This window comes from Paraburkholderia sp. BGA-UO-ETr-F21 (assembly GCF_059567925.1).
The window spans coordinates 98635-118392 of record NZ_JCAQOY010000007.1 but is presented as its reverse complement, the minus strand read 5'-3'; the positions used below and the strand labels follow the sequence as shown (position 1 = coordinate 118392).

The following is a 19758-nucleotide window of genomic DNA, read 5'->3' as shown; positions in this document are numbered from 1 at the left end:
GCCCATGTTCACGCAATCGCGCGCCGCCAGTCGCCGACCGAAAAGCCCACGCCCGAAACCGCCACCAGCCGTTCCATCAGACGACCCACTTCCGCGTCGCCGGCCTGCCGCGCCCACCACAGCGGGCCGCCCATGTGTCGCGGAAAGCCGTAGCCGTTGACCATCGCCACGTCGATGTCGTCGGCCCGTTGCGCGGTGCCTTCGTCCAGCACCTTTGCCGCCTCGCCGATGATCGCCGCCAGCGCGCGTTCGACGATCTCTTCGTCGGAAAGTTGTTGCCTCAACTTGCCTTTGCGCGTCCTCGTGCGGTCGATCACCTCGCGCACCCATGGATCGATTTCCCGCCGTGCGCCGCGCGTGTCCGATGAGTCGTAGCGGTAATAGCCCGCCCCGCTCTTGCGGCCGAAATGACTGGCCTCGCACAGCACGTCCGGAATCTCCACGTAGCGCGCGCCGCCCTTATTACGCCCGAGCCGCTTGCGCATGTTCCACGCGATATCGAGGCCCGACATGTCAGCGACCGCGAATGGCCCCATCGCGAACCCGAAGGTCTCAAGAGCCGCGTCGATCTGGTCCGGATACGCGCCGTCCTCCAGCATGAATTCACACTGCCGGCGATAGGCCGCGTAAATCCGGTTACCGATGAACCCTTCGGCCACGCGTGCGACGACCGGCAACTTGCCGAGCCGCTTCGCAAGACCGACTGCGGTGGCCAGCACCTCGTCATCGACGTATTGCGTGCGGACCACTTCGAGCAGCTTCATCGTCTGCGCGGGACTGAAGAAATGCAGGCCGACGACGCGCGCGGGAACGGCTGTGCCTGCCGCCAATGCGTCGAGGTCGAGATATGACGTGTTCGACGCGACAATCGCGTCCGCGCGCACGACCGCATCGAGCCGGCGCAGCACGTCGCGCTTCACGTCGAGGTCTTCGAACACGGCTTCGATCACGAGATCCGCGTCGGCCAGCGCGTCGAACGCGCCGGCCGGACGAACCCGCGCCATCCGCGCGGCGGCCTCTTGTTCCGACAGCCGTCTGCGCGCCACCTGCCCACGGTAGTACTGAGCCAGCTTCGCGATACCGCCTTCGGCTGTCGCGCGGTCGCGATCGACCAGCGTCACGTCGAAGCCGGCATCCGCGAAACAACCGGCGATGCCGCTGCCCATCGTGCCCGCACCGACCACGCCAATAGTCCTGACCGGCGCGCGCTGCGATTCGGGCACCCGCGCGCAAGCGCGCTCGGCAAAGAACAGATGACGCAGCGCGGCCGCTTCCGGTCCCGTACGCAGCCGCTGAAATGTTTCGCGTTCCTTCGCAAGCGCCTCGTCAAACGGCACGACGCCGGCCATCTCGACCGCCTCGATCGCCCGCGAAAACAGTGCACGACCCTTGCGGCGCCGCAGCGCCGCGTCACGCGCGTCGGCGATCTGATCGGCCGGCGATATGCGCAACGGGCGGTCGCGCACGCGCTGCTTGCGGCCACGCAGCGACCGCGCTCGCGCAACCGCCGCGCCGCGCAGATCGTCGCTCACCACTTCGTCAACCAGGCCGAGCGTCAGCGCCTCTGTCGTGCGAATCCGCCGTGCCGACGCGACGATCTCGATCGCGGCCGCCTTGCCGGCGAGGAACGTGACACGCTGCGTGCCGCCCGCTCCGGGAATCATCCCGAGGCTGACCTCGGGCAAGCCGACCAGCGCGCCGTCGAGCGCCACCCGCGCATCGCAGCCGAGCGTCAGCTCGAAGCCGCCGCCGAGCGCTGCGCCGTGGATCGCCGCGACGACCGGTTTTGTCATCGCTTCGATCGTCGCGATCACGTCGGGCAGCGACGGCGCCTGAATCGGCTGGTCGAATTCGCGAATGTCCGAGCCGGCGATGAACGTCTTGCCCGCGCCCACGATCACCGCACCAGCCAGCGCCGCGTCGCGCTCTACCTCGCCCAGCGCGTCGAGCAGCCCTTGGCGCACCGCAAGCGACCCGGCATTGACCGGCGGATTGTCGACGACCAGCACGGCAATGTCGCCGTCCGTTTCCACGTGAACGGCCACGGATGTCGCTGCCGTCATACGTTGCCCGCCAACGTCACGAGCGCATCGACGGCGAGCACGCCGCGGCCCGCCTCGAGCACCATCACTGGGTTCGCTTCCGCTTCGAGCACCCGGACATCGGTCAGCGTCGCGAGATTCGACATCGCGACGACCAAATCCGCGAGCGCATCGAGGTCGCCGCGCGCCTTGCCGCGATAGCCCGCGAGCGCCTTCAGCCCCTTTACTTCCGCGACCATGTCGAGCGCCGTCGCGCGATCGACCGGCGCGATGCGCAGCGCGCGGTCGCGATAGATCTCGGTCAGCACGCCGCCCGCCGCCAACATCACGACCGGACCGACCTGCGGATCGAACCGATAACCGACCAGCGCTTCGCCGATGCCCTTCGTCATCGGCTGCACGAGCACGCGCTCGACCTCGACCGACGGATCGTACCGCTGCACGTTGGCGTGAATGCGGTCGATCGCATCGCGCAGCGCGTCCACATTTCCGATTCCGAGCTCGACGCCGCCCGCATCCGTCTTGTGCGGCACCGCAGCCGACAGCACCTTGACGGCCAGCGGATACGGCAAGTCTGCCGGCAGTCGCGCATCCGGCCTGGCATCGAGCGACGTGGCAGGCGCATGAGGCACACCGACGCGCGCGAGCAGCCGATACGCTTCGAGTTCGTCGAGCACGCGCAACGCACCCCAAGCCACGCGGCTGGCCGCCGCCGGCACCGGCTTCGGTGCACGCCGCGAATAAGCCGCCGCGATCGCATCCGCGCACGATTCGGGCGTGCGGAAGCACGGCACGCCCGCTTCGGTCAGCAACAGCAGCGTTTTAGGCGCTTCCGGCACGACGAACGCCGACAACGGATGCATCCCCGGCGCCTCCGCGCCGCTATCGATGATCGGGCGCACCACCAGTTCCGGCCTGAAACGCGCGGACGAACCCGCCACCGCGACCACGAGATCGAATTCGGGCGCGGTGCGCAGCACGCGCAGCGCGGCGCTCATCACGTCGTAACGCGTGCCGGCGAGCGTCAAATCGACGATCCGCCCCTTCGATACGCTCACGCCCGCTTCCGCGAGACGCGCATAGGTATCGTCGGCCGGATGCTGGACGTCGATGCCACGTACGCCGAGCTGATCGACGACCATAGCGGCGCCGCCGCCCGTCGTCGTCACGACTGCGACGCGCGGCTTTTTCGGCACGCCGCCGCGACGCGGCAGCGGCACGCGGCGCACGAGCGGCAGCCCTTCGAGGAAGGCTTCCAGCGTTTCCGTCCGCGCGATTCCGCAGTCCTTCAGGAACGTGTCGGCGACGTCGTCCTCGCCCGCGAGTGCGCCGGTATGCGACACGGCCAGTTCCGCCGCCGCGTTCGAGCGCCCGAGCTTGTACGCGACGACCGGCCTGCCGCGTTCCGCCGCCGCGACGGCGAATGTGCGCAGCTTGTCTGCGTGGCGCAGCGTTTCGAGAAACAGCATGTAGCCGGTGATTTCCGGATCATCGAGTGTCGCGGCGCAGATTTCGCCTACACTCAGGTCCACCTCGTTGCCGACCGACACCAGCCCCGCGAAGCCGATGCCTTTCTCCTTGCCACGCGACAGCAGCCCGCCGATCATGCTACCGCTGTGCGACGCGACGAAAACGCCGCCGACCGGCAGGTCCGCTTCCGCGAACGCGGCATTCGCGGTCAGCCGCAGCTTGCTACGTACGTTCACCATGCCGAGGCCGCTCGGGCCGAGCACGCGGATGCCGGTGCGCTCGACGATCTCACGCACCCGACGCTCGCGCGCTTCGCCCTCGGTGCCCGATTCGGAAAAACCCGCGGCGAGGATCGTCGCGACCGGCACGCCGAACGCCGCACATTCTTCAAGCGCGTCGATCGCCGCGTCGGTCGGCGTCAGGATGAATGCGTGCTCCGGCACCGACGGCAGGTCAGACAGCCGGCGCCATGCGGTTTCGCCCTGCACGGTGTCGCGATTCGGATTGACCGGATACACGGTGCCGGCGTAACCGGCCTGGCGAATGAATTGCAGCGGCCGGCCGGCGGTCTTGGACGGATCGTCCGACGCGCCGATCAGCGCGACGCTGCGCGGCGCGAGCAGGGCCTGTGCGAGCGCAGGGCCAGTCCGCCTGTGAATTTGCATCTCCATGTCGTTCCTTGCTTTAGGACTTGCGCTGATCGAAGCGGCGCCCGAACACGTTCTCGGCGATCCGGTTCTTCAGTATTTCGATCGAACCGCCCGCGATCATCCAGCCCCGGGTGCGCCTCACGCAATACTCGATCAGTGCCTCCTGACTGTAACCCATACCCCCCATGACCTGCATCGCTTCGTTCGCGACCTCGAAGCCCGTCATGTTGCAATGGGCCTTGGCGATCGCCGTTTCGTAGGCACTCGGCAGCGTGCCCGGCGCTACGTTCGCCGCGCGATAAAGCAACAGTTGGGACGCGTCGAGTTTCAGCGCCATGTCCGCGAACTTCCATTGAATCCCCTGGAATTCGCAAAGCGGCCGGCCGAACTGCTCGCGCACCAGCGCGTGTTCGCGCGCGATGTTGAACGCGTAGCGGCCGAGCGCAACCGCACGCGACGCGTTGCCGACCCGCTCGACGTTGAAGCCCGAAATCTGCTTCTTGAAGCCGCCCGGTCCGAGCAGCACGTTTTCGGCCGGAATCCGGCACTCCTCGATGTAAAGCTGCGACCACGGCTCACCGCTCATGAAGCTCGACGGATTGCCGACGGTGAAGCCGGGCATGTCCTTTTCGATCAGCACCGAACCGATGTTCTCGACACCTGGCCCGAACCGGCAATAGATCAAGAACAGTTCGGCTTCCGGACTATGCGTCGAGAAGATCTTGGTGCCGTTGATCACGTATTCGTCGCCTTCCTTGCGGGCAGACGTGCGCAGTTCCGTCACCGCGGAGCCGGCGCCCGGCTCCGTCATGCCGAGCGCGATCACCTTGCGTCCACCCAGCAGGTCCTTCAGGAAGCGGCTCTTCTGCTCCGGGGTCGCGTATTCGACGAACGTGCGGATTGGCCCAAAATTGCCGGCCTGCAATACGTCGGCGCTCTTCGGGCAGACCAACGCGACTTCCTGGATTGCGATCACCGCGTCCATCAGGGTGCCACCCTGGCCACCGTCCTCCTCATTCATCGTGATGCCGAGCAGGCCCTGCTCGGCCATCTGCCTCGCCACGTCGAACGCGAAACCGGGCTCATGCGCGCGGCGCAATGCGCCTTCGGCGAGTGTGTCTTTCGCGAACCGGCCCACAGCATCGGCAAACGCCCGCTGTTCCTCGTTTAACTGGAAATCCATGTCCCCTCTCTCCGTACAGACAAATAGTTTCGCAACCAGATTGATTCGGCTCATTATTTCAAGGTCCGCATTGACGCACTACTTCGCATACGGTACGTTGCCGTGAGTTTTTGGAACATCGACGTCATGACACGCACCATCCCGCCGCTCAATCCGCTTCACGTGTTCGAAACCGTCGCACGACTCGGCAGCCTGACGAAGGCCGCCGCCGAACTGTGCGTCACGCACTCGGCGGTCAGCCGCCAGCTCTCGACGATCGAGCAATATCTGGGCGTCGTGCTGTTCGATCGCGAGCCGCGCGGCGTGCGGCTCACAGCGGTCGGCGCGACGTATTACAAGGCCATCGGTCCGGCATTCGCGTCGATTGCCGCCGCCACCGAAAACATCGTCGGGCGCGCCGAGGACGAACCGCTGCGATTGAGCGTGTACAGCACGTTTGCGGCGAAGTGGCTGCTGCGGCGGCTGCACCGCTTCGAAGTCCTGCATCCGGCAATTCCAGTGGAAATCAGCACCACAGTCTCGCCAATCAACTTCAACGAAGTCGAGGTCGATGCCGCGATCCAGTTCGGCGATGGGCACTGGGAAGGCATCGACAAACATCATCTGTTCGACGACGTGATCGAACCAGTGTGCAGCCCCGCGCTGCTGCGCAAGGGCGCGCCGCTGCGCTCGATCGACGATCTCGCGCATCACCGGCTGCTGCAGTCGCGCTACCGCCGACGCGACTGGTTCGACTGGCTGAGGGAGGTGGGCAGGAGCGACCTCGAAAGCCTAGTCAAGCGGCAGCGCGGCGGTTTCCAGAATTCGCTGCTCGCGTACCAGGCGGCGATCGAAGGGCTCGGTATCGCGATGGGGCAAGTGCGCCTGCTCGCGAGCGACCTCGCGGCCGGCACGCTGGTCCGGCCGTTCGGGATGCCCGTGCATCGCGAACTCGCGTATTACCTGCTCGTCCCGGAGAATCGCCGGCGGTCGAGCCGGATCGACGCGTTCCGCGTGTGGCTGCTCGACGAGATCACGGCGATCCCGGACATCCTGTGACGCGCCCGCTAGACGAGCGGACGCAGGGTCGCGAGTTGCAACGCCTCGACGGACGCCAGCTCGTCGACGTGCCATAGCCTGTCGAGCAACACGTTCGCCGCCGCATCGCCGATGATCGGTGACGCCAGCTCGATAAACTTGTCGTTCAGCTCGGCGTCGCTGAGCGGCGCCTCCGGATCGCCGCGCCGATAAGGTGCGAACGCGCCGACCTTGCGACCGTCCGCGAGCGTCACCTCGACGCGCGCAGCGCGCATCTTCGGAAACGCGGCGGTCAATTCTCGATCGGCAACCAGCTCGACCTTGCTGAGCAACGCGCGAACATGGTCATCGCGAAGACGTTCCGGCTCGAACGCGCTCAGACGCACCGAACCGTAGACGGCGGCATGACTCAGCACGTAAGGCAGACTGAAGCGTGCTTCGAATGCTGACTGCGGATCGGCAATACCTGCCACGTCGAGCGCCGCCGCATAGGTGTGAACCGTTATCCGGCGAATCTCGCTGGCCGCGAAACCGTGCTCCTTCTGCGTGTCAAGCAACGCGTCGATCGCGGCGAATGTGTGGCCGCAACAACCATGACACTTTTGCGTGATGCGCGTGATGTTGAACTGTTCCTCCAGCCCGTCGGTCACGCCGAGCCAGTCGGGCGACGCGCACAGCGCAGCGCCGAATCCCGCGTCGCCTTCGAGAATGTCGGCGACGCCCGTCACGCCGGCCGCCGCGCCCAGGGCAGACGTCACGCCGACCCACGCGGCGTGCCCGGCGTGCAGCGCCTTCGTCATCGCGTCGGAGCGGAACGCCTGCTGCAAACCGGACGCAAAAGTTGCGGCCGTCGCCATTGCATGCAGCGCGGTCTCTGCAGCGCCGGGGTCGGCGAGCACCGCGCCCGCGCACGCTGCGCCGAAGCAGCCGACCGTGCCGGTCGTATGAAAGTACCGATAATGCGCGGGCTGCACTGCCGCGCCAATTCGCGTCGACACCTCGTAGCCCGCCGTGATCGCCTTCAACAGCGCTGCGCCGCTGGCCCCGCGATCCTCCGCGAGCGCGAGGGCGGCAGCCACCGTCGGGCAGCCGGGGTGATAAACCGCATCTCGAAAAATATCGTCGAACTCCACGGCATGAGACGCGCTGCCGTTGATCCACGCGGCCGTCGGCGCGAATGCGGTCGTCTGCATCGCCGGCAGGCTCGAACGCCCGTGCCCCAGTTCGGCAGCATGGGCCCGCCGCAACTGGAGCGCCGGCGCTGCGACCGTGCCGGGCAGCAACGCGGCGAACCAGTCGATCAGCGCGCGCTTCGCGGCGTGCTGCGCGTCCTGCGGCAGCGCAATCTTGCCCTGACGGGCGACGTAGTCAGCAAATCGGTCGAGCAGCATGAACAACACCTCTACGGTTGCGAACCGGTGCGGCGCGCGACGCGCCGCACGGTCCGGTTATGAACGCAATGGCGACACCCTGTCGAGAAAACGCGCGACGTTCTCGTTGAACCATTGCGGCACCTCGAACTGCAGCCAGTGCGCAGCCGGATGACGATGCACCTCGTTGCCCGCGCGCAGCGACTGCGCCCACTGCGCGCGGTCGTCCAGTTCGTGAAGCTGATGCGGATCGCGCGTGCCCAGTACGAGCCACAGCGGCGCCAAGGCACCCGCAAGCAATCCGCGCGTCGGATGGGTTCTCGAGATCGGGCGCGTGGCGGCGCACGTCGCAAGCACATGCCGCTCCATCAGCGCATTCAGGCCCAGCACCCAGCGCGCCGGGTCGGACAGCATGATCTCCTTCATCGATATCTCGATGCCGCGCGCGAGGCCGTGCTCGCGCGCCTCCGCCGCCGCGCGGGCCTGGATATTGGTCAGCAGCGGGGAAACCGGGCCCATGCCCGCCGGATTCACGATCGCGAGCGAGCGCACACGGGAAGGCGCGCGATTCGCCATCCACGCCGCGACGCACGCACCGAACGAAAACGCGACGATATCCACCTGCTCGATGCGAAGCCCGTCGAGCAACGCGAACAGTTCATCGGCGAACCCTTGCAGCGACGACATCGCCGTCGATGCGGACGACTCGCCGAAGCCCGGCAGATCCGGCGCGATCACACGCCGCGTGCGTGCGAGCGCTTCGACGTTCTCGATCCAGTGATACCAGCCGCCGTGGCCGCCATGTATCAGCAGGACCGCAGGGCCGCTGCCCACATCGACATAACTGACCCGGCTCTCGCGTGCCTGAGCGACCTTTGCGCGTGCGGCCAGACGGGCGAATTGTTCGTCGATCATAGATTGCTTCGCAACAGGTCGGCGTCGAGCAACTTGCCGCGCGTTTCCTTCATCAGCAGAAAGGTCACGAGACTGATCGCGGAACCCACGCACACGTAGATGAGAAACAGGTCCTCCTGATGGCGGCCCTGCAGCCACGTCATCAGATAGGGCGTAGTGCCGCCGAGCAGTGCAACGACCAGGTTGAACGGCAATCCGATGCCGAGCGAACGGATCTCCGCGCCGAAAATCTCGGCCATGACCGCGGGCGCGATCGCAGTGTACAGCGCGTACAGCACCATTCCGAACAGTTCGACGAGCGCGATCGACCAGAACGTGTTCCCGACCGACAGCACGACCGGGTACAGGAAGAACGTATACGCCGCGGCCGCCACGATCAGTTGCGGACGCCGTCCGAAACGGTCGGACAACATGCCGAACAGCGGGTGAACCACCGTGAACGCAATGAGGCTCATCGTACTGGCGGCATACGCGACGGACGGCACCGCACCGGCCCGATGGATCGCATAGACGGGAACATAGACGATGAACAGGTAAAACGCGAATGCGCCGAGGATACTCGTGCCGATCAGCGTCCACGTCTGCCTCGCGTACTGCGTGAACAGTACCTTGAGCGAACCATTGCGCGTCGAACCGCTCGCTGCGCTGCGCCGGAATGCTTCGGTCTCCTCGACGCGCGTACGCAGCCAGTATGCGAAGAGGCCCATCAGCGCGCCGATCACGAACGGAATCCGCCAGCCGAATGAGGCCATCTGCTCGTGCGTCAGCGATTGCGACAGCATCCAGGTGAGACCGGAAGCGCCGATCAGGCCGATGCCGGTGCCGAAGAACAGGAAACTCCCATGCAGGCCACGGCGGTTCGGCGGCGCCGTTTCCGCGAGAAACGAGCAGGCGGCCGCAAATTCGCCGCCGACCGACAGGCCTTGCAGCAGGCGCGCAACCGTCGCGACGATGGGCGCGCCAACGCCGATCGCCGCATAGGTCGGCACGACCGCGAGCAGCAGCGAACCGAGCGCCATCAGGATGACCGAAATCGTCAACGCGGCCCGTCGCCCATAGCGATCCGCGAATACGCCGAGCAGCCAGCCGCCGGCCGGCCGCATCACGAAGCCGAGGGCGTAGACACCGAATGCAGCCAGCAACGCCGAACGCTGGTCGGTAGACGGAAACAGTTGCGGACCGAAGAAAATCGCGAGGTTCGCGTAGATCGAGAAATCGAACCATTCGATCGCGTGCCCGATGCAGCCCGCGACACGTGTAAGCAAGACCGGTGACGGGTGTGTCGAGCCAGACGATAGCGTCGATACGACGTTCGACATAGTGTCTCCTGCTGTCATTTGAATGCCTGCGCAATATCCGGAACCGGCAGCGCTTGGGACGGTCTGCTTGGTACGACTCGATATTTCGCGGTCAGTTTGCCAGAGCAACGACGCAACGAGGACTTCCGATTAAGCACGTCGATATTCGAAAAACTCACACCGCACGCGCGGTACTCAGAGATGGATCGTCGACCCGACTCGTAACCTTCCTACCAATAGGTTAAGGCTACGCTGAAGAACCTGCGGTTCTGTGACATCCGAGTTCGCTGCTAAGTGAGATGATAAAAAGTGACTCAATTGCATCGATTCATAGGCGTTTAAGTTCGAATTCACCGCGCTTAAGCCCATTTTAGGCGGTCTCCTAGACCTTCGGACGGAGTTGCCCCATCAGTCGCGAGCGACTCATGTAAAGATTGGCCAGCGCCAGAGCAGCGAAAGCCCGATTGGCATTTTTCGCAAGTCCGCGATAGCGAACTTTGCCAAATCCCCAAAGCCGCTTCACCACCGCAAATACATGGGCGCGATCAAATCTGAAGTGCAACACCTTCCTCGTGTAAGGTGCGCACATGCAAAAAAGAAGAACGTATCAACAGCTTCAGCCTGAAGAGCGCATGACCATTGCAAGCATGAAGCAGCAGGGTTCGAGTGTTCGGGCCATGGCCCGAACACTCGGGCGCCCGGCATCAACTGTGAGCCGCGAGCTGACCAGAAACACTTGTTCTGCCGTGGGCTATGCGTCTGCGCCGGCGCAGTCGCTCAGCACGAGCCGACGCGAGGCTGCGCGCCNTACGAGATTGCGGCAACCAGCTTCAAACGGCCCGACGAACTTACGGTACAGCAACTCGCTGACCGGCTGGGTATCAGTACACACATGGTGTATTACTGGATCGGGCGCCAGGTTGTCCAGGCCCGCAAGCTCGATGGACGCGGTCCTTGGTGGATCACGCTCAATCGCACCAAAGAACAGCAACTGCGGCGTTGGATACGCACTTCAGGGCATCTTCAGCGCTAACATTCCAACACTCAACTGGCAGAGGTGCATTATGAAATCACCGTCGGTATCGCGGTAGGTCAGTCCATTCAGAAACCGTCGACAATGCCCGTGCCCGCGCCGGCCTGGGATAGCCGGCCCGACTGCAAGGTGTGCATGGATGTGGATGTGCCGGGCATGCTGGCGCTATACGAGCGCACCATTTGCGGCACGTTTTAAGCGGGCGGCTGTCGTACAGTCGACACACCCAGCGCATGCGCGGCATGGCGCGGATTGATCCGACATAAGCCGCTGTGCAATGCAACACGCTGCGCACCGGCAATCGTGGCCGATGTCGATCTTCAATCTTTGCTACATTTCTGCACACGCGCTGCATAAGCGTCCCTGAAGCCCTCGCTCATCGGCGCGGCGCGCGTGACCGAAATCTATCAAGAGGCCAAAGATGCGAATTCTAGTAGTAGGGGCGGGCGCCGTGGGCGGCTATTTCGGTGGTCGTCTCGCCGCGGCGGGCCAGGACGTGACCTTCCTCGTGCGCCCTGGCCGGGCGGAAAAGCTCAAGCGCGACGGACTCGTCATCAGGAGCGTGCGGGGTGATCTCACGCTGCGCGACCCGCAAACCATTCTCGCCGGTGTGAGCGCCGAGCCGTTCGATCTGGTCCTGCTGAGTTGCAAAGCCTACAGTCTGGACGACGCCATCGATTCCTTCGCGCCGCTCGTCGGCGAGTCGACGCTGATTCTGCCGATGCTCAACGGCATGCGCCATATCGAAGTGCTCAACGAAAAATTCGGCGCCGCGCGCGTGCTGGGCGGTCAATGCGTGATCGCCGCCACGCTCAATGCCGAGCAGCACATCGTGCATCTGAACGACATTCATGCGGTCACCTTCGGCGAACAGGGCGGCGGCACGTCGGAACGTGTCGCGGCGATCGCCGAGGCAATGGGCGGCGCGAATTTCGACGCGGTGGTCAGCGACAATATTTTGCTGCGCATGTGGGAGAAGTGGGTGTTCCTCGCCACATTGGCGGCCAGCACGTGCTTGCTGCGCGGATCGGTCGGCGATATTCTGGCTGCGCCGGACGGCAAACGCGTCATCGAAAATCTGCTGGGCGAGGCCCGCGCCGTGGCCGAACACAACGGTTTCACGATGGGCCCCGACTTCGACGCTCGCGCCACGCAGACGCTCTTCACGCCTTCGCCGCTCACCGCTTCAATGCTGCGAGATGTGGAAAATCACTCGCATACCGAGGCGGATCACATTCTCGGCGATCTGATTTCGCGCGGCGGCGACGCGCAAAAGGGCGAACACGGCTTATCGCTGCTGCGCATTGCCTATAGTCACCTGAAGACGTATGAAGCGAGGCAGACCCGCACGTCCTGAATGAAGCCGCGGCGCGAGACCTGGCAGGCACGGCCATAACAGCCTAAATATCTGAGGTGAAGCATGCCGAGTCCAACAGGATCAGTCCCCGCGCTGAGTGCCGCGTCGGCCACGATCTTCTCGATCGGGATCGTGTTTCTCGGCTACTGGGGCATGTATGAACCGACCGCGTGGCGAGTCGCCGACATCTTCGTGTTCGCGTCCGCGCTAATCGGCTTTGCTTGTCTCGGGCTCGTGCCGTGGGTCGCGACGAGTCCGGTCGAACCCGAAACCAGCGACAGGCGGGTGCGCATTGCGCGGCATCTGTTTCTCGCCGGTGTGGTGGCGATCTGGCTGGCGGTGGCGACATCGGTGATTTTCTAACGCCGCACTTCTACGAATCCATAAAGAACGCGCGCCTTGCAGGTCTGCAAGGCGCGCGTTTTCGTTGCCGTTTCAACAGACCGGCTTAGCGTTCGATCTGCCGGTTCCAGCGCGTGTCCCACTGTGCGCGGTGCGCGTTGATCGTGTCCCAATCCACCACTGTCACCTTGCGCACCAGATCTTCGACGTTGCCGAGGCTTTGCTGCATGGGCGGCGTCATCTTCGCGAGACGGTTGGTGGGAATCTGACGGCCGGCCTCGGCGGCTTTGGTTTGGGCCGGCGCGGAGAGCAGGAATTGCGCGAGCTTCTGCGCCAGTTGCGGATCCGGGTTGTTGTTGACCACGCACAGGTCGACTAGCAGCAACACCGGACCTTCCTTCGGATTCACATAGCCGACCGGAATGCCCTTGTCGGCCAGATCGCCCACGGCGGTCGGCGTCAGCGGGAACAAGCCCGCTTCACCGGTCTGGACCATTTCGGAGATCTTCGCCGAATTCGGCACATACTCGACCACGTTCGGTCCCACCGTGCTCGCCCACTTGGTGAAGCCCGGCTCCACGTTCTGCTCGCTGCCGCCCATCAGGCGGTTGATGGCGAGAAAGCCGTGCAGGCCGAAAGTGCTGCTCGAGGCCGACTGGAACACGACCTTGCCCTTGTATTTCGGATCGGCGAAATCCATCCACGAGGTCGGCGGCGCCCAGCCTTTTTCCGCAAACAGCTTCTTGTTGTAGGCGATCCCGGTCATGCCGAGCTGCACGCCCGCGCCCATGTCGTCCTTCATGCGCGCGAACGGATAGAGTTCCTTGAGCACTGGCGAGTCGTCGAGCTTCTTGCACACGCCCATGCTGACCGCGCGCGCCATCACGCCGTCGTCGAGAAACACCACGTGGATCTGCGGGCTGGCCTTGTTGGCCAGCAGCTTGGCGAGAATGTCCGACGACGTGCCCGGCACCACGACCACTTTCACGTTGTTGGCTTTCTCGAAGTCGGGCAGCACCTGACTCGTATAGGCCTTTTCCATCGGCCCGCCGTTCATGCCGATATAGATCGTTTTCGTTTGCGACCACGCCGGCGCGGCCGCGCCGAATGCACACAATGCGGCCAGCGCCGCGAGCGTCTTGAACAGTTTCATTGATGGGCTCCAGGGGTTCACTAAACGTTGACTTGGGCGACCGCAGAGGTCGCAACAGCAGAAAAGCGGCCAATCGAAAAAGCGTCGAGCGGCGTGGCGGTGGCGCCGTCGATGACGAGATCGGCGAGCACTTCGCCGACGCCCGGCGCGAGCAGAAAGCCGCCGCCTGAAAAACCGAACGCATGCAACAAGCGCGGCACGGTGCGGCTCGCACCGATGATCGGATTGCTATCGGGCGTTTCGCCTTCCACACCGCTCCACGTGCGGATCAGCAACGCCTCGCGCAATGCCGGGAGCAGCGCGCACGCATCACGCATCACGGCGCGCGTGGTTTCCGTCGACGGCTGGCCATACTCGCCGTCGCCATGTCCGCGTCCGCCGCCGATCACGCAATTGCCGCGCGCCACCTGCCGCGCGTAGATGCCGCCGCCATACACGCCCAGGTTGTGCGTGATGAAGAGCGGCAAAGGCTCGGTGACCCACATGTTCGGGTAGATCGGTTTCATCGGCACGGTCTCGCCGAAAAAGCCCGCAACGGTATTCGCCCATGCGCCAGCCGAGTTGATGAGCCAGTCGGCGCTGATGCGCATCTCGCCGGCGCGCAATTGAAAGCGCGTGCCGTCGTGATGAATGTCGGTGAGTTCGGTGTGTTCGCGCACGTCCGCGCCCGCGGCCCGCGCGGCCCGCGCGAATGCGGGCGAAACCAGGCGCGGATTCGCGTGACCGTCCGTCGCGCACAGCGAACCGCCAATGGCCGATGCGCCGAGCCATGGATAGCGCTGGCGGAACGCCGCACCGCTGATCAACTGCGCGTGCAGTCCGTAGTCGCGCGCCATCTCGGCCCATGTTTGCAGCGCATCGAGCGCGCTTTCGCTACGGGCGAGCCGCAAATGGCCCGACACCGTGAATTCGCCGTCGATGCCGATCAACTCCGGCAAGCGGTCCCAGATACGCCGCGCGCGGATCGCGAGCGGCATCTGTTCAACCGGGCGCCCTTGGCAGCGTACGCCGCCGTAGTTCACGCCGCTCGCCTGCGCGCCGCAATAGCGCCGCTCGAACAGGCCCACGCGCAGCCCGCGCTGCGCCAGCGCCAAAGCCGCCGATGAACCGACGAGGCCGCCGCCCGCGATCGCGACGTCGTAGTGCAGGGTGTCACTCATCGCGCGCCTCCACGGGAATGTCAGCGACGTCGTCGGCATACATGGCCGGCGAGAGCGGAATGGGTTTGACGGGTGGCTGGCTGCGCAAGCGGCCTACCGCTTCGAGGGGTTTGCCGGTTTCCTCGGAGAGCAGGGTGAGCGCGGCTTCGCCGCACATGCGCCCCTGACAGCGACCCATGCCGACGCGCGTGAGTGCCTTCAGCCGGTTGATCTCATTCGCTTCGCCGCCGCGGATGCAGCGCCGTAAAGTGCCCGCATCGATTTCTTCGCAGCGGCACACGGTCATGTCGTCGGGCCATTGCGACGCGCATTTCGCCGGTGGCGCGAAAGCCGTTTCGATGCCCTCGCGGAATACCGCGATACGTTTCAGACTGCGTTCGATCGATGCGGCGTCGGGCATGCCCGGTCCCCGTGGATGCGCGATGCCGAGATCGTCGAGCAGCGCCAGCGCTGCGCGGCGGCCGGCGAGTTCGGCGGCGTCCGCACCGGCGATGCCCGCGCCGTCGCCGGCGAGATAGAGGCCGCGCACGGAACTGCGTCCCGCCGCGTCCACTTCAGGGAGCCAGCAACGGTTGGTCGCGTCGAAACGGAAGCGGCAGCCCGCGAGATCCGCGAGTTGCGTTTCGGGCTTCAGGCCGAAGCTGACGCCGACCGCATCGCATGCGATTGTCTCGGTTGCCGAACCGTTACGTGCTGCGCGCCATTCGAGCGACTCCACACCATCCACACCGCGAATGCCGAGCAGTCTCACATCGCGCTCGATGCGCACGCCGCGCGTTTTCAGCCAGCCGACGTAGTACAGGCCTTTGGCGAAAGTGGACGGCAGGCGCGCGAGTTTCGGCGCCGCGGCGATCTGCTGCGCAAGCGGACTCGTGTCGAGCACCGCCACGACGTGCGCGCCTGCCTTCACGTACTGGTACGCGACGAGATACAGCAGCGGCCCGGTGCCGGCCAGCACGACGCGTCGGCCGATCGCGCAGCCTTGTGCCTTCAATGCGACCTGGGCCGCGCCCAGCGTATAGACGCCGGGCAGCGTCCAGCCCGGCACCGGCAGCACGCGGTCCGCCGCACCGCTCGCGATGATCAGATGAGAGAACGGCACGCGAAGCTCGCGTCCTGCATGCAGGGTATCGAGGTGGCCCGCTTCGCATGCCCACGCGAGCGTGTCGGGACGATAGTCGAGATGGGGCAGCAGCGCGGCCATGGTCGAATGCAAGGCGTCGGCCTTGTGCGCTTCGAAACCGTAGAGCGTTTTTTTCGAGCGCTCGAATCCGCCGTTGGCGGGCGGCTGCCGGTAGATCTGGCCGCCCCAGCGCGCGTTTTCGTCGATCACGATTGGCTTCACGCCGGCCGCGACCAGCGTCTCAGCGGCGCGCACGCCCGCCGGCCCGGCGCCGACGATCACGATGCGGCGTTCGTCGTTCATCGGGCGTCTCCGTTCGCGTCCGCAGCGCTGGTCTCGATAGCGACGCTGCGCGTGAGCACCCGCATGCCCTCGGTGACGAGCGTCGAGCACGCGCGCACGCGCTTGCCGTCTTCGGTACGCATCCAGCAGTCCTGGCATGCGCCGATCAGACAGAAACCCGCGCGCGGCGCGCCGCTGAATTCGCTTTCGCGCACGCGGCGTTGCTGCATCAGCACGGCCGTCAACAGCGTATCGCCTTGCAGTGCGGTGACTTCGCAGCCGTCGATAAAGAAGTGCAGCGGCTCACGCCGCGTTTCCGCAACGCGGATGAATTGCGGCTCGCAGCGCTCTGCGGCGGCATGAGTGGATGGCAAGGTGGACGGCATGAGAGCGTGGTCGGAAGAAGACATCAGTGCTGGCCGATCAGAATGCGGTTCAGGCCATACACGCGGTCGAGCAGCAGCATCGCGCCGCCGGTAATGAAGATCACCAGCGCGGAGACGGAGGCCATCATCGGGTCGATGGATTCGGTGGCGTACATGTACATGCGCACCGGCAGCGTGACGGTTTGCGGCGAGGTGACGAAGATCGACATCGTCAATTCGTCGAAGCTGTTGATGAAGGCCAGCAGCCAGCCGCCGGTAATGCCCGGCAGGATCATCGGGAAAGTGATGCGGCGAAACGTGGTCCATGCATCGGCGCCGAGCGAGTGCGCGGCGTGTTCGACGCTGCGGTCCAGTCCGCTCACCGAAGCCAGCACGAGCCGCATGACAAACGGCGTGATGATGATCATGTGCGCGAGCACGAGCCAGGCGAACGAGCCGGTCGCGCCGATCAGCGCGAAAAAGCGCAGCAGGGCGATGCCGAGCACGAGACCGGGAATCACGAGCGGCGACAGCAACAGGCCGTTGAGAAATCCGCGGCCCGGAAAGCGCGCGCGGCCGATGGCGAGCGCGGCGGGCAGCGCCACGATCAGCGACAACGTGGCCGAAGCGAACGCCAGTTTCAGGCTGTTAAAAAAAGCGCCGATGAAATCCGGGTAATTGAGGATCGCGCGAAACCAGCGCAGCGAGACGCCGTGCGTGGGCAGCGTGAGCGTTTCGTCGGGCGTGAAGGCGACCAGCACGACGATCACGAGCGGCGCGAGCACGAACGCAATCACGAGCGTGTGGAAAATCAGCGCAATAGGGCCGTTCTTTCTCATGATGTTTTCACTGAGTGAGCTGATAGGTGCGCTGATGAATTAGCCGAGGCTTCTGGTGTACTTACGTTCGAGAACGCGGTAGTACGTGAGCATCACGATCAGATTCGCGACCAGCAGGAGCAGCGCGATGGTCGCGCCGAGCGGCCAGTTCAGCGAGCCGAGGAATTCGTCGTAGACGGCGGTGGCGGCAACTTTCAGGCGCCGTCCGCCGAGCAGGCCGGGAATCGCGAAGGCGCTCGCCGACAAACCGAACACCATCAGGCTGCCCGACAGAATGCCCGGCGTGAGTTGCGGCAGCACGATACGGCGCAACGTGGTGGCGGGCGACGCCATCAGCGAAAGCGCGGCGTTTTCCGTTTGCGGATCGAGCTTCTGCAACGCAGTCCATACCGGAATCACCATGAAAGGCAGCATGACGTGCACGAGTGCAATGACAATCGCGAAGGTGGTGTATTCGAGCTTGTAGGGCCCGAGTCCGATGAGGCCGAACGCCTGATTCACGAGTCCGTTGGTGTTGAGCAGCATGCTCCAGCCGAAGGCCCGCACCACCACCGATACCAGCAGCGGCGCAAGTATCACCAGCAGGAACATCGAGCGATAAGGATCGCGCATGCGCGACAGAACGTAGGCCTCGGGCGTGCCGATCACGACGCACAGCAGCGTGACCAGAAACGCAATGCCGAACGTGCGCAGAAAGATGGTGTGGTAATACGACGAGCTCAGTACTTCCGCGTAATTGCCGAACTGAAATGCGGCTATGGGCCCGCTGGCCGGATCGAAGCGATAGAAGGTCAGCACCAGCGTCATCAGCAGCGGCACCAGCACGAGCGCCACGAACAGCAGAAATGCCGGCGCGCACATCAGCCACAATGGCAAAAAAGCATGCCATGACGCACGGCGTCCTCTCCCGGATTTCACGTCGCGGTTGTCGGTTGCGGGCAGCGTACTAGCCATGATGCGCGTCCCGTTGAACGAAGCGAATCGCGTCGCTGTTCCAATCCACGCCGACCGTCGCGCCTTCCGCCAGCGGCTCCGTGCCTTCGTTCTGGCAGCACACCAGCACTTCGCCGAGCCGGCTGTCCAGCCGGTACAACCACTGGCTGCCGAGGAAAAAGCGACTCGTCACGGTTGCCGGCACACGTCCCGCGTTCGGCGCGCACAGCCGCAGTTTTTCCGGACGGATGCACAAGGTCACCGCGTCGCCGACACCCACCACGCGCTCGCGCGCCGGCAACTGCGCCATGTGCCCCGTTTCCGCCAGGTCGTGGCCGAGGTCGATGCGGATCGCGTCGCCCTCGCGCGCCACGACCGTGCCCGGCAGCATGTTGGCCTTGCCGATGAACTGCGAGACAAAGCGATTCTCGGGGCGCTCGTACGCTTCGTACGGCGTGTCGATCTGCGTGATGCGGCCGGCTTCCATCACCACGACGCGATCGCTGATCGACAACGCCTCGGATTGATCGTGCGTCACCATGATGGTGGTCGTGCCGATCTTGCGTTGAATGCCGCGCAGTTCGAATTGCATGTCTTCGCGCAGCTTGGCGTCGAGATTCGACATCGGTTCGTCGAGCAGCAGCACGGGCGGCGCGATTACGATGGCACGCGCAATCGCCACACGCTGCCGTTGACCGCCGGAGAGTTCGCGCGGAAAGCGATGCGCGAGCGCGTCGAGGCGCACCAGCGCCAGCGCTTCACGGATGCGCTCCTTGCGCTCGGCCTTGTCGATGTTGCGCATTTCCAGCCCGAAGCCGACGTTCTCGGCGACGCTCATGTGCGGAAACAGCGCGTAGCTCTGGAACACAATGCCGAGGCCACGCTTGTTCGGTTTCATGTGCGTGATGTCGTGGCCGTCCAGCGTGATGCGGCCGCGCGTCGTTTCGACGAAGCCCGCGATCATCTGCAACGTGGTGGTCTTGCCGCAGCCGGACGGCCCGAGCAGCGAAACGAACTCGCCTTTTTCCACCGACAGGTTCACGTCCGCAACGGCGTGCAGTTCGCCGAACGATTTCGTGACGTCGGTAAGTGTGAGGAACGACATGATCTGACCTTTGGATGGTTCGACACCGGTTCAATCGACTACTGCCTCGATGACGCCGACTCTAGCCAGCCAAATTACGGTCAGTCAATTTCAAATTCCGTTTGGCGGTATAAGATTCATA

Annotated in this window: 16 protein-coding genes and 2 pseudogenes; 4 read left to right on the top strand and 14 right to left on the bottom strand. The window is 64.7% G+C overall.

Features of this window, described 5'->3' with window-relative positions; translation table 11 throughout:
* Positions 1–8: 8 nt before the first annotated feature.
* Genes AC57B1_RS05425 through AC57B1_RS05415 form a run of 3 tightly spaced genes read right to left on the bottom strand, consistent with a single transcriptional unit; the run spans position 9 to position 5345 of the window.
* Entirely contained in the window at positions 9–2063 is a 2055-nt protein-coding gene (locus AC57B1_RS05425; RefSeq protein ID WP_496416884.1) for a 3-hydroxyacyl-CoA dehydrogenase NAD-binding domain-containing protein, read from the bottom strand.
* Positions 2060–4177 (bottom strand): acetate--CoA ligase family protein, encoded by a 2118-nt coding sequence (locus tag AC57B1_RS05420; protein ID WP_496416883.1) that lies wholly within the window; start codon positions 4175–4177, stop codon positions 2060–2062. The genes AC57B1_RS05425 and AC57B1_RS05420 overlap by 4 nt, the downstream gene beginning before the upstream one ends.
* 19 nt (positions 4178–4196) lie before the next feature.
* The gene (locus AC57B1_RS05415; protein ID WP_496416882.1) at positions 4197–5345 is read right to left on the bottom strand and encodes an acyl-CoA dehydrogenase family protein; all 1149 of its coding nucleotides are present in this window, start codon (positions 5343–5345) and stop codon (positions 4197–4199) included.
* Between the two features lie 126 nt (positions 5346–5471).
* Between AC57B1_RS05415 and gcvA the strand changes: the two genes are divergently transcribed.
* Entirely contained in the window at positions 5472–6383 is a 912-nt protein-coding gene (gcvA, locus tag AC57B1_RS05410; RefSeq protein ID WP_496416881.1) for a transcriptional regulator GcvA, read from the top strand.
* Positions 6384–6391: 8 nt separating this feature from the next.
* On the opposite strand, the gene AC57B1_RS05405 is transcribed toward gcvA, so the two are convergent.
* The 4 genes and pseudogenes from AC57B1_RS05405 to AC57B1_RS05390 form a co-directional block, all read right to left on the bottom strand.
* Positions 6392–7753, bottom strand: a complete 1362-nt coding sequence (locus tag AC57B1_RS05405; protein WP_496416880.1) for an MmgE/PrpD family protein — start codon at positions 7751–7753, stop codon at positions 6392–6394.
* Between the two features lie 57 nt (positions 7754–7810).
* The gene (locus AC57B1_RS05400) at positions 7811–8647 is read right to left on the bottom strand and encodes an alpha/beta fold hydrolase (protein ID WP_496416879.1); all 837 of its coding nucleotides are present in this window, start codon (positions 8645–8647) and stop codon (positions 7811–7813) included.
* A complete protein-coding gene (locus AC57B1_RS05395) occupies positions 8644–9966 on the bottom strand; it encodes an MFS transporter (RefSeq protein ID WP_496416878.1) in 1323 nt (440 codons plus the stop codon). Before AC57B1_RS05395 ends, AC57B1_RS05400 begins: the two co-directional genes overlap by 4 nt.
* A 361-nt stretch (positions 9967–10327) precedes the next feature.
* Positions 10328–10483: pseudogene (locus AC57B1_RS05390) on the bottom strand (IS5/IS1182 family transposase); the annotation flags it as partial.
* A gap of 49 nt (positions 10484–10532) precedes the next feature.
* Here AC57B1_RS05390 and AC57B1_RS05385 point away from each other — a divergent pair.
* The 3 genes and pseudogenes from AC57B1_RS05385 to AC57B1_RS05375 form a co-directional block, all read left to right on the top strand.
* Positions 10533–10751: pseudogene (locus AC57B1_RS05385) on the top strand (helix-turn-helix domain-containing protein); the annotation flags it as partial.
* 648 nt (positions 10752–11399) lie between these two features.
* Positions 11400–12335 (top strand): 2-dehydropantoate 2-reductase, encoded by a 936-nt coding sequence (gene panE, locus AC57B1_RS05380; RefSeq protein WP_091807043.1) that lies wholly within the window; start codon positions 11400–11402, stop codon positions 12333–12335.
* A gap of 63 nt (positions 12336–12398) precedes the next feature.
* Positions 12399–12698: a hypothetical protein gene (locus AC57B1_RS05375; protein ID WP_408342380.1), complete on the top strand. Its 300-nt coding sequence runs from the start codon at positions 12399–12401 to the stop codon at positions 12696–12698.
* Positions 12699–12783: 85 nt separating this feature from the next.
* Here the strand turns inward: AC57B1_RS05375 and AC57B1_RS05370 are convergent, their stop codons facing one another.
* Genes AC57B1_RS05370 through AC57B1_RS05340 form a run of 7 tightly spaced genes read right to left on the bottom strand, consistent with a single transcriptional unit; the run spans position 12784 to position 19637 of the window.
* Positions 12784–13830 carry an ABC transporter substrate-binding protein gene (locus AC57B1_RS05370; RefSeq protein WP_091807047.1) on the bottom strand — a complete coding sequence of 349 codons (1047 nt, stop codon included), beginning with the start codon at positions 13828–13830 and terminating at the stop codon, positions 12784–12786.
* A 20-nt stretch (positions 13831–13850) separates the two neighbouring features.
* Positions 13851–14990 (bottom strand): NAD(P)/FAD-dependent oxidoreductase, encoded by a 1140-nt coding sequence (locus AC57B1_RS05365; RefSeq protein ID WP_091807050.1) that lies wholly within the window; start codon positions 14988–14990, stop codon positions 13851–13853.
* Positions 14983–16416, bottom strand: coding sequence for an FAD/NAD(P)-dependent oxidoreductase (locus AC57B1_RS05360; RefSeq protein WP_496416877.1), 1434 nt, complete (start codon positions 16414–16416; stop codon positions 14983–14985). Before AC57B1_RS05360 ends, AC57B1_RS05365 begins: the two co-directional genes overlap by 8 nt.
* Positions 16413–16805 (bottom strand): (2Fe-2S)-binding protein, encoded by a 393-nt coding sequence (locus AC57B1_RS05355; RefSeq protein ID WP_496416876.1) that lies wholly within the window; start codon positions 16803–16805, stop codon positions 16413–16415. The genes AC57B1_RS05360 and AC57B1_RS05355 overlap by 4 nt, the downstream gene beginning before the upstream one ends.
* The gene (locus AC57B1_RS05350; protein WP_091807057.1) at positions 16805–17599 is read right to left on the bottom strand and encodes an ABC transporter permease; all 795 of its coding nucleotides are present in this window, start codon (positions 17597–17599) and stop codon (positions 16805–16807) included. Before AC57B1_RS05350 ends, AC57B1_RS05355 begins: the two co-directional genes overlap by 1 nt.
* Positions 17600–17638: 39 nt before the next feature.
* On the bottom strand, positions 17639–18553 hold the full coding sequence (locus tag AC57B1_RS05345) for an ABC transporter permease (protein ID WP_496416875.1): 915 nt from the start codon (positions 18551–18553) through the stop codon (positions 17639–17641).
* Positions 18546–19637 carry an ABC transporter ATP-binding protein gene (locus AC57B1_RS05340; RefSeq protein WP_408342388.1) on the bottom strand — a complete coding sequence of 364 codons (1092 nt, stop codon included), beginning with the start codon at positions 19635–19637 and terminating at the stop codon, positions 18546–18548. Before AC57B1_RS05340 ends, AC57B1_RS05345 begins: the two co-directional genes overlap by 8 nt.
* Between the last annotated feature and the right edge of the window lie 121 nt (positions 19638–19758).

Coding starts and splice junctions, on each gene's coding strand:
- AC57B1_RS05355 (WP_496416876.1), bottom strand. CDS start 16,805: ATGTCTTCTTCCGACCACGCTCTCATGCCGTCCACCTTGCCATCCACT.
- AC57B1_RS05420 (WP_496416883.1), bottom strand. CDS start 4,177: ATGCAAATTCACAGGCGGACTGGCCCTGCGCTCGCACAGGCCCTGCTC.
- AC57B1_RS05405 (WP_496416880.1), bottom strand. CDS start 7,753: ATGCTGCTCGACCGATTTGCTGACTACGTCGCCCGTCAGGGCAAGATT.
- AC57B1_RS05350 (WP_091807057.1), bottom strand. CDS start 17,599: ATGAGAAAGAACGGCCCTATTGCGCTGATTTTCCACACGCTCGTGATT.
- AC57B1_RS05425 (WP_496416884.1), bottom strand. CDS start 2,063: ATGACGGCAGCGACATCCGTGGCCGTTCACGTGGAAACGGACGGCGAC.
- panE (WP_091807043.1), top strand. CDS start 11,400: ATGCGAATTCTAGTAGTAGGGGCGGGCGCCGTGGGCGGCTATTTCGGT.
- AC57B1_RS05365 (WP_091807050.1), bottom strand. CDS start 14,990: ATGAGTGACACCCTGCACTACGACGTCGCGATCGCGGGCGGCGGCCTC.
- gcvA (WP_496416881.1), top strand. CDS start 5,472: ATGACACGCACCATCCCGCCGCTCAATCCGCTTCACGTGTTCGAAACC.
- AC57B1_RS05370 (WP_091807047.1), bottom strand. CDS start 13,830: ATGAAACTGTTCAAGACGCTCGCGGCGCTGGCCGCATTGTGTGCATTC.
- AC57B1_RS05340 (WP_408342388.1), bottom strand. CDS start 19,637: ATGTCGTTCCTCACACTTACCGACGTCACGAAATCGTTCGGCGAACTG.
- AC57B1_RS05345 (WP_496416875.1), bottom strand. CDS start 18,553: ATGGCTAGTACGCTGCCCGCAACCGACAACCGCGACGTGAAATCCGGG.
- AC57B1_RS05375 (WP_408342380.1), top strand. CDS start 12,399: ATGCCGAGTCCAACAGGATCAGTCCCCGCGCTGAGTGCCGCGTCGGCC.
- AC57B1_RS05395 (WP_496416878.1), bottom strand. CDS start 9,966: ATGTCGAACGTCGTATCGACGCTATCGTCTGGCTCGACACACCCGTCA.
- AC57B1_RS05400 (WP_496416879.1), bottom strand. CDS start 8,647: ATGATCGACGAACAATTCGCCCGTCTGGCCGCACGCGCAAAGGTCGCT.
- AC57B1_RS05415 (WP_496416882.1), bottom strand. CDS start 5,345: ATGGATTTCCAGTTAAACGAGGAACAGCGGGCGTTTGCCGATGCTGTG.
- AC57B1_RS05360 (WP_496416877.1), bottom strand. CDS start 16,416: ATGAACGACGAACGCCGCATCGTGATCGTCGGCGCCGGGCCGGCGGGC.